The following is a 15,391-nucleotide window of genomic DNA, read 5'->3' as shown; positions in this document are numbered from 1 at the left end:
CCCCGCGTACATCACCCTTCGTACCCCGGCGCCAGGCCGGGGGCGAGAGGGTCAAATCTCCTCAGGCACCTGGCTTGTCTCGCGCAGCGCCCCCGGCGAATGGCCGACGATACGCTTAAACGCCCGGCTAAAGGCCGCCAGCGAACTGTATCCCAGGCGCAGCGCCACGGTCTCGATGGCCTGATTTTCCTGCCCGATATACTGGATCGCCAGCCGCATCCGAAGCTCGCCCAGATATTTGGCCGGCGTCGTGCCGGTGGCGGAGAGAAAACGCTCAGCAAAGACCGAGCGCGATGTCCCCGCCTCTCTGGCCAGCTCCGCCACGCTCCAGTTTATGCCTGGCTGCTGGTGCATGGCATAAATCGCCCGGCTCAGACGTGGGTCGCGCAGCACCTGTACCCAACCCGTGGCTTTGCCGCAGCCGGATTCAACCCAGCCGCGCACGATCAGCGCGGCTACCACGTCTGCCAGACGGGCGAGTATCCCGGCAAAACCCACCTGCTGGGCTGTCGATTCGCGCTCCATCGCGGCCAGTAACGGGTGAATTTCAGGCCAGGTGGACATGAGTCGGCTGACCATCATCACTTCCGGCATGGCGCGGATCAGCGGCTGCATCCCCCCCAGTTCGAAATCCATACATCCACTGAAAATAATCACATTCTCACTGTCCGGGCACAGCTCGCAGTGAATATCACATACCGAATTGCAAATCGGCTCGCTGGGGAAGGCCGACACCGGCGTAACGTCGGCATGTTCGTCCGAGAGCAGGGCATGTGAATTACCGTTGGGAATAAACAGCGCATCGCCGCTGTTGAGGGCAAAGGTTGCGCCGCTCTCCATTTTCAGTACCGCCGGACCCCGGCTAATAAAGTGAAACTGCGCCTTTCCGGGCGCATGGCTGAACGCTACGCCGAAGGGGGCGCTGGCTTCGATACGGCGATATTTCACCCCGGAGAGGCGCATTCCGCGCAGCATTTCGCTGATCAAATCAGGGGCATGGAGGGTCATAACGGCAACTCCGGACGATTAATCAATAATTGGAGATTATATGTCATAGATCGTCCGGGGTGAACTTCCTATTATTTGCGACAGATGTCACATTTTAATAACCGGAGAATAACAGATGAATTCATCTATCGCGGCCAGCCAGGCCTTAACCCCTGCCAGACCCGCCTGGCGTGCGGTCTGGTCACTGGGGCTGGGGGTCTTCGGGCTCATTACCGCCGAGTTTCTGCCTGCCAGCCTGCTAACTCCAATGGCGGCAAGCCTGGGCGTTAGCGAGGGCGTGGCAGGGCAGACCGTGACTGCCACTGCGCTGGTGGCGCTGGTGACGGGTTTGCTGATCACCCCGGCGACCAAAAGCATCGATCGGCGCTGGGTGTTAATGTTCTTCTCAATCATGCAGATTGTCTCTAGCTTGCTGGTGGCATTTGCCCCTTCGCTGGAGGTACTGTTGGCAGGCCGTCTGCTGCTGGGCGTGGCGATAGGCGGATTCTGGGCGATGTCCACGGCCACCGCCATGCGCCTGGTACCCCCCGCCGATGTACCAAAAGCGCTGGCGATCATCTTCTCCGGCGTGTCGATTGCCACAGTGGTCGCCGCACCGCTCGGCAGCTATCTTGGCAGCCTGATTGGCTGGCGTAACGTCTTTATCCTCTGTGCGATCCCCAGCGGCCTGGCGCTGCTTTGGCAGCTGTGGGTACTGCCTGCTATGCGTCCGGAAAACAGCGGCAGCCTGCGCACGTTGCTGCATGTACTCCGCCGCCCCGGAATGGTCGGCGGCCTGCTGGCCACCATCCTCATCTTCAGCGGTCATTTTGCCTTCTTCACCTATCTGCGCCCCTTCCTTGAGACCGTAGGCCAGGCGAGCGTCGAGACCATTTCTCTGATCCTGCTCGGTTTTGGTATTGCCAACTTTGTGGGGACCTCGATTGCCGGACACCTGCTGGCGCGAAACCTCCGTCTCACGCTGGCTCTGGTGCCTTTTTCCATGGGTATCCTGGCACTGCTGATGGCGGCTTTCGGGCACCTGGCGATGCTGGATGGTCTGCTGGTAGCGCTGTGGGGGTTTGCCTTTGGGCTGGTGCCGGTGGGCTGGTCAACCTGGCTTGCCACTACGGTCACAGATGAAGCGGAAAGTGCCGGCGGGTTAATGGTGGCCTCCATTCAACTGGCCATCAGCGCCGGTGCGGCAGGGGGCGGAGCGGTATTTGATCTTAACGGTGCCAGCGGCGTCTTTACCGCCAGCGGCGTGCTGCTGGTCGCTGCGATGGTGATGGTCTTTGCCGGCGTGCGGGTTAAACCGGTAACCGGGCAAGCGGAGTGAGTTCCTTTATCGGCGGCTGCGGTTTTTAATCTCAACTATCATTCCCTATATCACGACCTGCCGGGGGTGCCCTGGTACGGTCTTCGCACGGTGTGGCTGCGCGACAGGGTACGTTATCACCGGCGCAACCAGGAAATTGTGGTAAGGGGGGGATAGCGAATGGTTACGCCAGTTCTGGAAACGCCCGTTGGATGTCACTGCCCATCCGGTAGGCGCGGATGAGCAGTCCGCTCGCCTTTCCCATGTACGCGGTTAATCCGGATGACAACCAGGCCTTCTGGCTGGCGGTAAAAACGCAACTGGTGAAGCAGGGGCTGGCCGTCGATCATCTTCAACCCGTCTTGCCCAGGGACCTTCTCCACCACTGGCGCAGCCCCGATCTGCTCCTGAGCCAGAGTTGCGGCTTTCCTTTAATGACCCAACTACCCGATGTGCAGGTGGTGGGGGCGTTTCATTACTCGGCGCTGGGATGCGAAGGCGTTCATTACCGCAGCTGGCTGGTGGCCCGCTCAGGAGAGGGGGGCAAAACCCTGGCGGATTTTCGTGGCCGACGGGTGGTGTGTAACGCCCCCGACTCCTGGTCCGGTTATAACGTGCTGTTGGGCATGATCGCCGGGCTCGGCGTTGAAACGCATTTTTTCGCCGCGACCCTCTTTAGCGGCAGCCATCGCCAGTCGCTGGTGGCGCTACGCGAAGGGCAGGCGGATATTGCCGCGATCGACTGTGTGACCTGGGCGCTATTACAGCGTCATGAGCCGGAGCTGTTGCAGGGGTTATCTATTATCGGCCGTAGCCCACTCGCGCCGGGGCTGCCGCTCATCACCCCGGCAGGCACGTCGGATGCGACGCTGTCGGCATTACGCGGCGCACTGGAGGAGGTCGCTCACAGCCCGACGGCGCAAAGGGTGCTGATCAGGGGATTTAGCGCAATGGCGCGCGAGGCGTGGCAAGTGCTGTTGACCCGGCGTGATGCCGCCGCCGGGCTCGGGGTCACGCGTCTATCCGAAAAAGAAATTGAGTGCGGTGAAGGCCATCATGCCGACGATGACCGTGGCAAACAGGCTCCGGGTCGCCACCCCGGCCACCGCAGCGACGATGGCCGCCACGAGGGAGAGACTCATGCCGGAGGGAGTAAGCGCCGGTTTACCCAGCAGCTCGGCGGTGATGATCGCCGCCATGATCGCGGCGGGGATGAAGCTCAGCCACTGTTGCACCACCGGGGCGAGCCGAAAACGTGATAGCAGCAAAATCGGTATAGTGCGCATCAGGGCGGTCACCAGGGCAGACGCGACGATCGCCAGCAGAATATTTCGCTCCATATTAGCGCTCTCCTTTGTAGAACAGGCGCAGACCCAGGGTCGACAGGGTCGCGGCCACCGAGGCGGCAATGATAATAACAATGCTGATATCGGTCTGCCCGGCGGTGAAGAGGGTGACGATAACCGCCGCCGAAATGCTGAAGGTCTCCAGAATTTTGCGCTGGCTGGCAAACCATAGCATCAGCACCAGGCCAATAAACATCGACACCAGGCTAAAGCTCAGCCCCTCCATCAATGCCGCTGGCAGCGCAGCGGCGAGCCATGCCCCTACCACGCAGGCCAGGATCCAGTTTAGCCAGGCGGCCACGTTCAGCCCGAACATCCAGGCAAAGCGGACTTTGCTTTGCTGGCTGCCATGTTGTACCGCCACGCCGAAGGTTTCGTCCGTTAACAGCAGGCCGCTCACGATCTTTTGCAGGGTAGTGTGTTCGCGAAAAAAGACGCTCATGGCTGAACTCATCAGTAAATAACGCAGGTTGACCAGCAGAACGCTGAACACCACCGAGGCGACCTCTGCCCCCGTCGCCCAGAGGGAGTAAAACAGAAACTGCGCCGACCCGGCGTAAAGCAGGCTGGCCAGCAGTGCGGTTTGTAGGGTGGTGAAACCGGAAAGGGTGCCTATGGCGCCGGCGGCAAAGCCAATGCTCCAGTAGCCCGGAATGGTTGGTAAACAGGCCGATACGCCTGCGCGAAACGCCAAAACGGCATCCCTGTGGAGTGGTTGTGTTTTCATTAACATCGCGCGTCCCGTTTTATCCTCACCGGGTGATTATCTTCAGAAAACGGGGAATGCGCGACAGTAAAATTTATGCCGGGCGTACTGCCCGGCATGACAAACGCTACAGCGGGCGGATCTCTTTCGAGCGCAGCGTAAGGCGAACGGGTACCGATTTGTAAGAAGGAGTGCCGCTCTCTTTATCAAGATAATCCAGCGGCACCAGCACGTTGGCTTCCGGATAATAGGCCCCAACCGAGCCCCGGGCGATGCTGTAGGCGACCACCGTAATATCTTCCAGACGCTGGGCGTGACCCGGCAGCGCGGTTTCGATATCTACCCTGTCGCCATGCTCCAGCCCACGTTCCGTCATGTCCTCTTCGTTCATAAAGAGAATATCGCGGCGGCCAAAGACCCCGCGGTAGCGGTCATCCATGGCATAAATGGTGGTGTTGTACTGGTCATGGCTGCGCAGGGTTATGAGGCGCAGTACACTCTCGCCCACCCCTTTGGCGTTCTCATCAACCCCCTCAAAGACCGAGAACATCGCTTTGCCGCTTGGGGTAGGCCAGACGCGTTCGGTAGGCGGTAAGGGCATGCGAAAACCGCCCGGCGTGCGGATGCGCTGGTTGTAGTCGGTAAAGCCGGGAATAGTCTGCTCAATACGATCGCGGATCAGATCGTAATCAGCGACCAGCTCCTCCCAGTTGACTTTGCTGTCGGGCAGGGCGGCTCTCGCCATCCCGGCCACAATGGCCGGCTCTGAGAGCAGGTGAGGCGAGGCGGGACGGAGTTTTCCCGACGAGGCATGTACCATCGACATGGAGTCCTCAACCGTTATCGACTGACGCCCGGTGCGCTGCATATCCAGCTCGGTGCGTCCCAGGCACGGGAAGAGCCAGGTCTCTTTCGCCACCAGCAGGTGGGTGCGGTTTAGCTTCGTGCCTACGTGGACGCTAAGGTCGAGCTTCTGCAGTGCCGGAAACGCCTGTTCATGGTCGGGCATCGCCACGGCAAAGTTACCGCCCAGGCAAATCAGCGCTTTGGCTTCCCCGGCGATCATCGCCTGGGTGGCCATCACCGCATCGTGGCCATGTTTTGTCGGCGGGGTAAAGCCAAACACCTCTTCGATACGGGACAGGAAGGCGGCGGTCGGTTTTTCGGTGATGCCCACCGTGCGGTTGCCCTGTACGTTTGAATGGCCACGCAGGGGGCAGATGCCCGCACCGGGCTTTCCAATATTGCCGCGCAGCAGGAGCAGGTCAGCAATCAGGCGCACGTTAGCGGTGCCTTTGTTGTGCTGAGTAACGCCCATGCCATAGGTAATGATAGTGGCGTTCGATTTAGCGTAGGCGCGCGCTACCGCGTCCAGATCCTCACGGGTTAACCCGGACTCTTGCTCAATCTCTTCCCAGCCCGTGGCTGCGATATCCGCGGCGAAATCGGCAAATCCCTGGGTATGTGCATCGATAAACGGCTGGTCGAGGATCCCGCCCTCACGTACTTCTCTTTCCAGCAGATGTTTGGCGATCCCTTTTAGCGCGGCGGCATCGCCGCCTGCTTTGACCTGAAAGTAGGTTGACGCGATGTCTGTCGAACCCAGGGTTGCCATCTCAACCACGCTTTGCGGATCGGCGAAGCGCTCCAGAGCGCGTTCACGCAGCGGGTTGAAGACGATGATCGGCACGCCGCGGCGCGACAGCTCATGGAGGGTGCCCATCATCCGAGGGTGGTTAGTCCCGGGGTTATGGCCGATAGAGATAACCAGCTCGGTTTTATCGAAATCCTCCAGCGATACGGTGCCTTTGCCGATGCCGATTGAGCGCGGCAGGCCGGTGCTGGTGGCTTCGTGGCACATATTGGAGCAGTCCGGGAAGTTATTGGTGCCCAGCTCGCGGGCAAAAAGCTGCAGTAAAAACGCCGCTTCATTCGAGGCCCGGCCAGAGGTATAGAACTCAACGGCATCGGGCTCGAGTTGACGGAGTTTCTCACCGATTCGCCTGAATGCCTCTTGCCACTCAACCGGGCGGAAGGTGTCGCTGGCTTTGTCATACACCATCGGGTGGGTCAGGCGGCCATAGCCCTCCAGCTCATAATCGCTTTTAGCCCACAGCGAGGAGACGCTGTTGTTGGCAAAAAATTCCGGCGTGACGCGTTTGGTGGTCGCCTCCCAGGTGACGGCTTTTGCGCCGTTTTCACAAAACTGGAAGGTGGATTTGTGTTCTTTATCGGGCCATGCGCAGCCGGGGCAGTCAAAGCCGTCGGGCTGGTTAGTGCGTAACAGCGTAGCAGGGGCTTCCAGGGCATCCATCTGAGTGCGTACGGCGATGGCGGTGGCTTTCAGCGCTCCCCATCCCCCAGCGGGGCCATCGTAATGACGGATGCCGGGAACGGAGCGTCTTTTCTTATTCATTGGAACTCCTGACTGATCTGAAATTGCTACATAAATGTTGCTTATTAGTAATAGCATTTTTAGACGTGGAGAAAAGTAAACATTGGGTCACTGACACCGTACTTTCGTGAGGAAAAGCGGGATCGGGTTGGCATTTTAATATCCGGTGGTTAATAAATGCGCAAATAAGGCAAAAATTGGTAGGTATTTAAGCTTGCAGTGCAATTGAATATGATATTAATAATAATTATCATTTGCTTTACGTAATTAAATGTAAAGAAAAATGACATGACAATTCAACAACGTAAGAAACAAGCATTCTACGCAGTGGCTATTGCGCTGGCCCTGTACTCTGGTTCAGCGTTAGCAAAAACATTTAGCGAAAAGGATTTTCACTCCCAGGCGCTGGGGCACGGGGTTTACGAACTGGCCTATGACAACGCCCGGCAGACGATCTATGCCGCCTCTTCCCCCTCTTTTGCGGCCGACAAAACCACCGGCATCCTTTTCGAACTGGCTGCAGACTCTCTGGCGGTGAAAAAGAGCATCGATACCGAACGGCGTATCTTTGCGCTGGCGCTCGATCAGGAGAACCACGTGCTCTGGATGGGCAATGCGCTGGATGGCTCCATCACCGCGCTGGATACCCGCAGCGGCAAGGCGATCAAAACCCTGCAACTGAGTGACGCCAGCGATCCTAAGAAACGGATCCATCCGCGCGAAGCGGTGCTGGATAAGAAGCATCAGCGTCTTTATATCTCCGGCATGGGCGGCAAAGGAAAAGGGCTGCTGTGGGTCGTGGATACGCAAAAACAGGCACTGACGAAGACCCTCGAAGGGATGGATCCGGTTGGGTTTGCGGTGGATGCTGCAGCGGACAAAGTCTATGCCGTAACCGGAAGCGGCGAGCTGGTGACCCTGGATGGCAAGAGTTCAGAGGTGCTTTCGCGCGTGAAGGTGGATCCCAAAGAGACCGACCATTACTTCCTCAATATTGCGCTTAACCCCGCAGCGGGCGTGGGCTATATCGCAGATACCAATACGCGCGATGTGCTGGTGGTCGAGCTGGCGACCGGCAAGCTAAAGCAACGCATCGCCACCCCGAACTCCATTGCCGCGCTTTACAACGGCGTGCGCAACGAGGTCTATGTCACCCATCGTAACGATCGCCAGATTAGCGTCATCGATGCGAAAACCAACGCCGTCAAACACACCATTACAACGGCGGCGATGCCTAACAGCCTGGTGCTCTCTCCCGATGCCAACACGTTGTATGTCAGCGTGAAACAGGATGAGAAGGCGAATAAGGCTGACTACGTTCTCAAGATCGATTTAACCCAACTTTAAGGAATACGTCGTGATAACCAGGACACGCATGGCCGTGGCGATTTCGCTCGCCTTAACCGGCATAACGCCTGCCGCCATCGCCGCCGATAGCGATCCGGCGAACGAAGATCAGCTGGTAGTAACCGCCACCGGTTTCAGCCAGGAGCGCCGCGAAGCACCGGCCACCATCTCGGTGGTCAATGAGAAAGAGCTGAACACCCGCTCGAACCAGAACGTTACCGAGGCACTCCGGGAGATGCCGGGTGTGTTAACGGGCAGCGGCAACGGTAGCCTGGCGACCGGTGACGTGCAGATGCGCGGTATGGACTCGTCCTATACGTCGTATATGGTGAACGGGATCAAGCAGGGGACCCGTGAATCTCGTCCATATGGTCACCACATTGGTACCGAAGCGGCCTTTATGCCGCCAATCGCGGCCATCGAGCGTATAGAGGTCATTCGTGGACCTATGTCTTCGCTGTATGGCTCGGACTCCATCGGTGGGGTGGTCAACGTGATCACCAAAAAAGGCTATAACCTTGATAGCTGGACCGGCGTGCTGGAGGATAACTACTTCCTGCAGGAAAAGAGCGAATACGGTAATACCAACCAGACCAATCTGTTCCTGATGGGGCCCGTTATTCCGGGCAAGCTTGGCGTTAGCCTGGCGGCGGATTATCTGGATCGTCGCGATGATGACAGCCCCGATAAAGAGCGCTTTGTTAAGCACGAGGCGGGCAACCTGGATGCCACCATCTCCATGTCGCCGACCGACACACAGCTCTGGGATCTCAATGCGGTCAAAGGGCATCAGGAGAAAACCCGCCACGGTAACCCCTGGTACTGGGGTTTCGATCGCGATGCGATCTCGCTGTCTCAGCACGCCTGGTACGGTGATATCCTTGAGTCGAAGAACTTTGTCAGCTATGAAAAAGCACGTACTGAGTACCGCGTGCCGTATTTGTCACCGCAATTCGTCAAGCAGAATAACTTTGAGGCCAACAGTGCCAACACTTTCACCCTGGGCGATCACAAGCTGACGCTGGGGGCAAACTATACGCGTAATGAGCTGGACGACACCTTCGGCATCGCCGACAAAGAGGTGCCAGGGGTAACGCCGGTAAGCAAGATCAGCCGCGATGGCTGGGCGGTATTCGCTGAAGATGCCTGGATGATTGTGCCAGACTTTACGATGACCACCTCGGCGCGTCTGGATCACGACAGCTACTTCGGCTACCACGTAACGCCAAAACTTTACGGCAACTGGACGCTCGATGAAAACTGGGCAGTAAAAGGCGGTGTCTCTGCGGGCTATAAAAAGCCAGATCTCCGTCAGAACAACTCCGGCTTTACCAGCGTGTATGGCAGCTATCCCTACTCTGAGATTGGAATCGGTAATGACGACCTGAAACCGGAGAAGAGCGTCAACACCGAGCTGGGGGTTTACTGGCAGAAGGATACGCTGGCGCTGGATGCCACAGTCTTCCACACCAAATTCAAAGACAAGATCAGCGATTACACCATCTGTACCGCGACCGCGACGCAGATGTGTGTCTACAACGGTTATGAAGCCGAATCGGTCTCCCAGTACTTTAACGTCAGTGATGCGGAAATTTATGGTCTGGAGCTGAACGGTGACTGGCAGGCCACGCCGACCCTGAAGGCTAACGTCAACTACACCTATACCCACAGCGAGCAGAAGAGCGGCCAGTATAAAGGGGATGCGCTGAACGAATTCCCGACCAGCATGGCCAATATCTCCCTGACCTGGGAAGCGCTGAACGATCTGGAACTCTGGACGAAAGCGAGCTGGCGGAGCAACACGCCGGATATCGGTAAATCCACCTCGACCGAAGCCTATGCTGTAATGGATCTGGGGACGCGGTATCGGGTGAATAAGAACCTGACGTTAATGGCGGGCATCTATAACCTGTTTGATGCGAATCCGCTTCATTCCACCTCTTATAACGAAGCGTCGGTCCTGGAAGGGCGCCGCTACAACCTTGGCGCAAGGGTTGAGTTCTAAGGACAGCTAAAAAAAAATCCACGCCGGGGCGTGGATTTTTGTTTGGGCAGGGGAGAGATTAGACGTTGAACAGGAAATTCATCACGTCGCCATCTTTCACTACGTAATCTTTCCCTTCCGCACGCATCTTACCGGCCTCTTTCGCCCCTTGCTCACCCTTATAGGTGATGAAGTCGTCGAAGGCGATGGTCTGTGCACGGATAAAGCCTTTCTCGAAGTCGGTATGGATTTTACCAGCCGCCTGCGGAGCCGTTGCGCCTACCGGGATGGTCCATGCGCGCACTTCTTTCACGCCAGCGGTGAAGTACGTTTGCAGGTTCAGTAGCTGGTAGCCCGCACGGATCACGCGGTTCAGACCCGGCTCTTCCAGACCCAGCTCGGCCATAAACTCTTCACGGTCGGCGTCGTCCAGCTCAGCGATGTCGGATTCAACAGCCGCACAAACCGCCACCACAACGGAGCCTTCCGCAGCGGCGATTTCACGTACTTTATCCAGGTAAGGGTTGTTCTCGAAACCGTCTTCATTGACGTTTGCGATATACATGGTTGGCTTCAGAGTCAGGAAGCTTAGGTATTTGATCGCCGCTTTGTCTTCATCGGTCAAGTTTTTCAGCGCACGCAGCATGCCGGCGTTTTCCAGCTGTGGCAGACATTTTTCCAGCGCAGCCTGTTCCGCTTTCGCGTCTTTGTCGCCGCCTTTGGCTTTCTTCTGCACGCGCTGCAGCGCACGTTCACAGGTATCCAGATCCGCCAGCGCCAGCTCGGTGTTGATAACATCGATATCGTCAGCCGGATCCACTTTGTTGTTCACGTGGATAATGTTGTCGTTCTCAAAGCAACGCACAACGTGGCCAATCGCTTCGGTCTCACGGATGTTAGTCAGGAACTGGTTGCCCAGACCTTCACCTTTAGAAGCCCCTTTTACCAGCCCCGCGATATCCACGAACTCCATCGTCGTCGGCAGAATACGCTGTGGCTTAACAATTTCTGCCAGCTGATCCAGGCGTGAGTCAGGCATCGGCACGACACCGGTGTTTGGCTCAATGGTACAGAACGGGAAGTTAGCCGCTTCGATACCCGCTTTCGTGAGCGCATTGAACAGGGTGGATTTGCCAACGTTAGGCAGACCAACGATACCGCATTTGAATCCCATTTCTGAATCACCTTAATATCTTGATATTTAACACGTTAAACATAACGAGTCGAAGAAAAGTAAATAACTACGCCTATTATACACGTAACCCGCAGCGCGCGGGGCAAAAAAGGGGCGTGACGCCGCTTATTGCGCTTTGAAAGCGTGCAGACGATTAGTGGCTTTGGTTAAGCCCTCTTTAATCCAGATCTCCGTACAACGCACCGCTTCGTCAACCGCGTCGTCGATCAATTTCTGCTCGGAGGCGGGAGGTTTACCTAACACAAAGCCTACAACTTTGTTTTTATCGCCCGGATGGCCTATCCCGACGCGCAAACGGTGGAAATTCGGGTTATTGCCCAGTTTGCTAATAATGTCTTTTAAGCCGTTATGGCCACCGTGGCCGCCACCGAGTTTAAACTTCGCCACGCCGGGCGGCAGGTCGAGCTCATCATGCGCCACCAGGATTTCGTCCGGGTTGATGCGATAAAAGGTGGCCATTGCCGCCACGGCTTTGCCGCTTAAATTCATAAAGGTGGTCGGCACCAGCAGACGCACATCTGCGCCGGCAAGGTTAATGCGGGAGGTATAGCCGAAGAATTTCGGCTCTTCGCGCAGGGGGGCACGTAACCGCTCAGCCAGCAGGTCGACATACCATGCGCCCGCATTGTGGCGGGTTGCCGCATATTCCGCGCCAGGGTTGGCCAGGCCGACAATCAATTTAATCGTCACGTTTAACTTCCTGAGGGTTCTAAGTCTGGCGCGTAGTGTACTGTCTGCCGCGCCGCTTGACAAAATTCTGCCGCCCGATGTTTGGGAATGGAATAATTGCCCCGATGAATCATTAGATTTTCAAGTAGCTCAATAGGTTATTTGTAAAGTTTTGTTGACTCAAAGTGCATAAATGTGATCGCTCCCGCAATCAATAAAAGGGGGGCTGTCTATACTTTGCACATCAGGATTAGGGATAGTTAACCCTGCAACCCAAAGTTCCGGAGGTGACACATGAAACGCAGAAACGCTTCGTTACTCGGTAACGTGCTCATGGGGTTGGGATTGATCGTCATGGTAGGGGGCGTCGGTTACTCTATTTTAAACCAGCTTCCGCAATTTAACCTGCCACAATACTTTGCGCATGGCGCGATACTGAGCATCTTCCTGGGCGCCGTTCTCTGGCTCGCAGGAGCCCGCGTCAGCGGCCATGAGCAGGTCTGCGACAAATACTGGTGGGTACGCCACTACGACAAACGTTGTCGCCGCGATCAACATAAGCCCAGTTAATCTGGGATGCCATCAAGACGGTTCCTGCGGGAGCCGTTTTTTTTTGCCCCTTGCCTTGACCCTCACGTAACGTCAGGATCCACAGTGTCATCGATGGCGCGAAAAAAGGAGCAGCAATGTTAATTCAGGTTGGGCAGTTGGCAACGCGAGCGGGGATCACCGTCCGGACACTTCACCACTATGAACAAACAGGCTTACTGCTCCCCTTTGCCAGAAGTGCGGCAGGCTACCGACTCTATAACCTGGCGGATGTTCAGCGCCTGCACCGTATTCAGGTGCTGGCTAAAGCCGGGCTGGAGCTTGCTGAGATAAAGGATTGCCTCGATCGGGATACGCACTCTATGGCTGAACTGCTTGATGGGCAAATTGCCTTGCTGGATAAGCAACTACGCAGCATTCATACCCTGCGAGAGCAGCTGGCTGGCCTGCGCTGCGAACTGGCCGCCGGCGGCGAGCCCGATCTGGAGTCCTGGCTACACACGCTGGAGTTAATGAATATGTACGATCGCTGGTTTAGCAAAGAAGAGTTACAGCAGTTGCCGTTTGCCGTACAGGGAGAGGCGCTGGCCGCTACCTGGAGCGGGCTGGTTGCCGAGGCGCAGGCGTTGCTGGAAGAGAGCGTCGGGGTGGATGATCCGCGTGCGACAGCATTAGCCACCCGCTGGATGACGCAGCTGGAGCAAGACACCGCCGGCAAGCCCGAGTTTCTGACCCGGCTGAACGAGATGCACAGCGTGGAGCCGCAGATGCGCGAACAGACCGGTATCAACGCCAATATCCTCGATTTTATCACCCGGGCCTTTGCCGAGAGCAAGCTCGCCATCTGGCAGCGCTATCTCACCCCGCAGGAGATGGCCTTTACCCGCGCCCACTACTTTGATCGGATGATGGAGTGGCCCTCGCTGGTGGCGGAACTGCACCAGGCCTGTCGGGAAGGGCTGTCAGCCGCGAGCCCACAGGCGCAGGCTCTGGCGCAAACGTGGCTCGAACTGTTTCAGTCCTATGCAGGGACCGACCCGGTGACGCAGCAGAAATTTCGCCAGGCGATGGAGCAGGAGCCCCATCTGATGAAAGGGACCTGGATGACGCCTGAAGTGCTTGACTGGCTACAACAGGCGATTGGCATCATGATGCAGCGCCGCTATTCATAACGTTTCTAACGCTGCGTCGCGGGTCGGATAGAATGACAAGCGGCCAGCAACTGGCTGGATCCCCGCACGCGCCATACTGCGCAGCGGCTGGAACTCCAGGTTACAGATCCGCAATTCACAGCCTTCCGGCAGACGTTGCACAACGCGCTGGAAGGCGTCCAGACCGCCCGCATCCAGTACCGGCACTGCGTCCCACTCCAGCACCACGACGCGTTTATTTACGATTCGGGCCTCCAGGTCATTAAACACCCCCTCTGCCGCTGCGAAGAACAGCGGGCCGATAACCCGCAGCACCAGCACGTCGTCGGGCACAATGACGTTTACCGGGGCAAGTCGCGTCATGCGGGCAATGCGGCGCATAAAGAGCAGGGATGCCAGTACGATCCCGACGCTAATCGCTATCACCATGTCGAACAAGACGGTCAGGGACATACAGATGAGCATCACGATGATGTCGTCTTTCGGGGCCCGGCGCAGCAGGTTCACCACCTTGTGCGCCTCGCTCATGTTCCAGGCCACCATCAGCAGCAGGGCAGCCATCGCCGAGAGTGGCAGCCATGAGAGTAACGGTGCCAGCACCAGCAGGGCGAGGATCACCAGCAGGGCGTGGATCACCGCGGAGATGGGCGACGTCGCCCCGGCGCGTACGTTGGCGGCAGAACGGGCAATCGCGGCCGTGGCGGTGATCCCGCCAAAGAACGGCGCAACGATATTCCCCAGCCCCTGGCCTATCAGTTCACTGTTGGCGTTGTGTTTAGTGCCCGTCATGCCGTCCAGCACCACGGCGCACAGGAGTGATTCGATAGCACCCAGCATCGCCATTGAAAACGCGGCGGGAAGCAGGGCTTGCAGGGAATCCCAGCTCAGGGTGAAATCAGAACCCGGCATATCCCAGGGTAAAACCAACTGGGGTAACAGCTGCGGAATACCGTTGCCCTGCGTGCCATCCGCCAGCAGATAATGGAACTGCGAACCGATGGTGGCCACCTGCCCACCCAACAGGTTCACTACGCCCATGACCCCACAGCCCAGCAGTAGCGCCGGAAGATGCCCCGGCAGGCGAATACCTAACCGTGGCCACAGAATTAAGGTGCCGAGCGTGACGATGCCAATCGCGGCATCCCCCAGATTGACCGTCGGCAGCGCCATCGCCAGCGCGCCCACCTTTTGCAAGTAATGTTCCGGCACATGCGTTAACTGCAGGCCAAGAAAATCTTTTATCTGCATGGTCCCGATAGTGATCCCGATCCCGGAGGTGAAGCCCAGGGTCACCGGAAGAGGGATGTACTCAATCAACCTGCCGAAGCGCGCCAGGCCAAACAGGATCAGAAATCCGCCTGACATCAGGGTGGCAACCAGCAGGCCGGCAAGACCAAACTGCTGGGAAACCGGATAGAGAATCACGACAAAGGCGGCGGTGGGACCGGAGACGCTGTAGCGCGATCCGCCACTCAGGGCGATAACGATCCCCGCCACTGCGGCGGTGTAGAGGCCATACTGCGGTGCCACGCCGCTGCCTATCGCCAGCGCCATCGCCAGCGGGATGGCGATAATGCCGACGGTGATCCCGGCTATCAGGTCACGCGTCAGGCGCGACAGGGTGTACTTCTCTTTCCAGCAAGCGTCGATGAGGGCGCGAAAGGGCAGAACATGAGAGGAAGCGTTTTTCACAATCATCATCCGTGTGCGCATCATCTGTCATATCAATGGCAGGTGAAGGAGG

At 57.5% G+C, this 15,391-nt stretch carries 12 protein-coding genes and 2 pseudogenes; 7 read left to right on the top strand and 7 right to left on the bottom strand.

Translation table 11 applies throughout. The features are described 5' to 3' along the window. Window positions 1-51 precede the first annotated feature (51 nt). Window positions 52-1,008, bottom strand: coding sequence for an AraC family transcriptional regulator (locus tag WFN75_RS08740; RefSeq protein ID WP_336996036.1), 957 nt, complete (start codon window positions 1,006-1,008; stop codon window positions 52-54). Between the two features lie 115 nt (window positions 1,009-1,123). Here WFN75_RS08740 and WFN75_RS08735 point away from each other — a divergent pair, with 115 nt between their 5' ends. From WFN75_RS08735 to WFN75_RS08725, 3 genes and pseudogenes are all read left to right on the top strand, one after another. After that, the gene (locus WFN75_RS08735) at window positions 1,124-2,326 is read left to right on the top strand and encodes an MFS transporter (protein ID WP_336996035.1); all 1,203 of its coding nucleotides are present in this window, start codon (window positions 1,124-1,126) and stop codon (window positions 2,324-2,326) included. 27 nt (window positions 2,327-2,353) lie between these two features. Further along, window positions 2,354-2,582, top strand: a pseudogene (locus tag WFN75_RS08730) (fatty acid desaturase); the annotation flags it as partial. Further along, window positions 2,545-3,327, top strand: a pseudogene (locus tag WFN75_RS08725) (phosphate/phosphite/phosphonate ABC transporter substrate-binding protein); the annotation flags it as partial. The pseudogenes WFN75_RS08730 and WFN75_RS08725, both read left to right, overlap by 38 nt. Here the strand turns inward: WFN75_RS08725 and WFN75_RS08720 are convergent. The 3 genes from WFN75_RS08720 to WFN75_RS08710 form a co-directional block, all read right to left on the bottom strand. Next, window positions 3,325-3,591, bottom strand: a complete 267-nt coding sequence (locus WFN75_RS08720) for an AzlD domain-containing protein (protein ID WP_286783680.1) — start codon at window positions 3,589-3,591, stop codon at window positions 3,325-3,327. The pseudogene WFN75_RS08725 and the gene WFN75_RS08720 sit on opposite strands and share 3 nt — an antisense overlap. A gap of 55 nt (window positions 3,592-3,646) precedes the next feature. Beyond that, the gene (locus WFN75_RS08715; protein ID WP_212475663.1) at window positions 3,647-4,384 is read right to left on the bottom strand and encodes an AzlC family ABC transporter permease; all 738 of its coding nucleotides are present in this window, start codon (window positions 4,382-4,384) and stop codon (window positions 3,647-3,649) included. 100 nt (window positions 4,385-4,484) lie between these two features. After that, window positions 4,485-6,773 (bottom strand): FdhF/YdeP family oxidoreductase, encoded by a 2,289-nt coding sequence (locus WFN75_RS08710; RefSeq protein WP_336996034.1) that lies wholly within the window; start codon window positions 6,771-6,773, stop codon window positions 4,485-4,487. Window positions 6,774-7,040: 267 nt separating this feature from the next. Between WFN75_RS08710 and yncE the strand changes: the two genes are divergently transcribed. Continuing rightward, window positions 7,041-8,099 (top strand): 7-bladed beta-propeller protein YncE, encoded by a 1,059-nt coding sequence (yncE, locus tag WFN75_RS08705; protein ID WP_336996033.1) that lies wholly within the window; start codon window positions 7,041-7,043, stop codon window positions 8,097-8,099. 10 nt (window positions 8,100-8,109) lie between these two features. Beyond that, entirely contained in the window at window positions 8,110-10,104 is a 1,995-nt protein-coding gene (locus WFN75_RS08700) for a TonB-dependent receptor domain-containing protein (protein ID WP_046885157.1), read from the top strand. Between the two features lie 58 nt (window positions 10,105-10,162). Here the strand turns inward: WFN75_RS08700 and ychF are convergent, their stop codons facing one another. Then, on the bottom strand, window positions 10,163-11,257 hold the full coding sequence (gene ychF / locus WFN75_RS08695; RefSeq protein WP_040075227.1) for a redox-regulated ATPase YchF: 1,095 nt from the start codon (window positions 11,255-11,257) through the stop codon (window positions 10,163-10,165). Between the two features lie 126 nt (window positions 11,258-11,383). After that, window positions 11,384-11,968 (bottom strand): aminoacyl-tRNA hydrolase, encoded by a 585-nt coding sequence (pth, locus tag WFN75_RS08690; protein ID WP_040075229.1) that lies wholly within the window; start codon window positions 11,966-11,968, stop codon window positions 11,384-11,386. Between the two features lie 273 nt (window positions 11,969-12,241). Here pth and ychH point away from each other — a divergent pair, with 273 nt between their 5' ends. Continuing rightward, the gene (gene ychH / locus WFN75_RS08685; protein ID WP_046885176.1) at window positions 12,242-12,517 is read left to right on the top strand and encodes a stress-induced protein YchH; all 276 of its coding nucleotides are present in this window, start codon (window positions 12,242-12,244) and stop codon (window positions 12,515-12,517) included. Between the two features lie 116 nt (window positions 12,518-12,633). Beyond that, window positions 12,634-13,668: a MerR family transcriptional regulator gene (locus WFN75_RS08680; RefSeq protein ID WP_336996032.1), complete on the top strand. Its 1,035-nt coding sequence runs from the start codon at window positions 12,634-12,636 to the stop codon at window positions 13,666-13,668. Here the strand turns inward: WFN75_RS08680 and dauA are convergent. After that, window positions 13,663-15,339, bottom strand: coding sequence for a C4-dicarboxylic acid transporter DauA (dauA, locus tag WFN75_RS08675; RefSeq protein ID WP_336996031.1), 1,677 nt, complete (start codon window positions 15,337-15,339; stop codon window positions 13,663-13,665). The two genes, WFN75_RS08680 and dauA, sit on opposite strands and share 6 nt — an antisense overlap. Window positions 15,340-15,391 lie beyond the last annotated feature (52 nt).

The organism is Leclercia sp. UBA7405, assembly GCF_037152215.1.
Taxonomy (GTDB): domain Bacteria; phylum Pseudomonadota; class Gammaproteobacteria; order Enterobacterales; family Enterobacteriaceae; genus Enterobacter; species Enterobacter pneumoniae.
The sequence above is the reverse complement of the archived record's forward strand: the minus strand, read 5'-3'. Positions and strand labels throughout refer to the sequence as shown.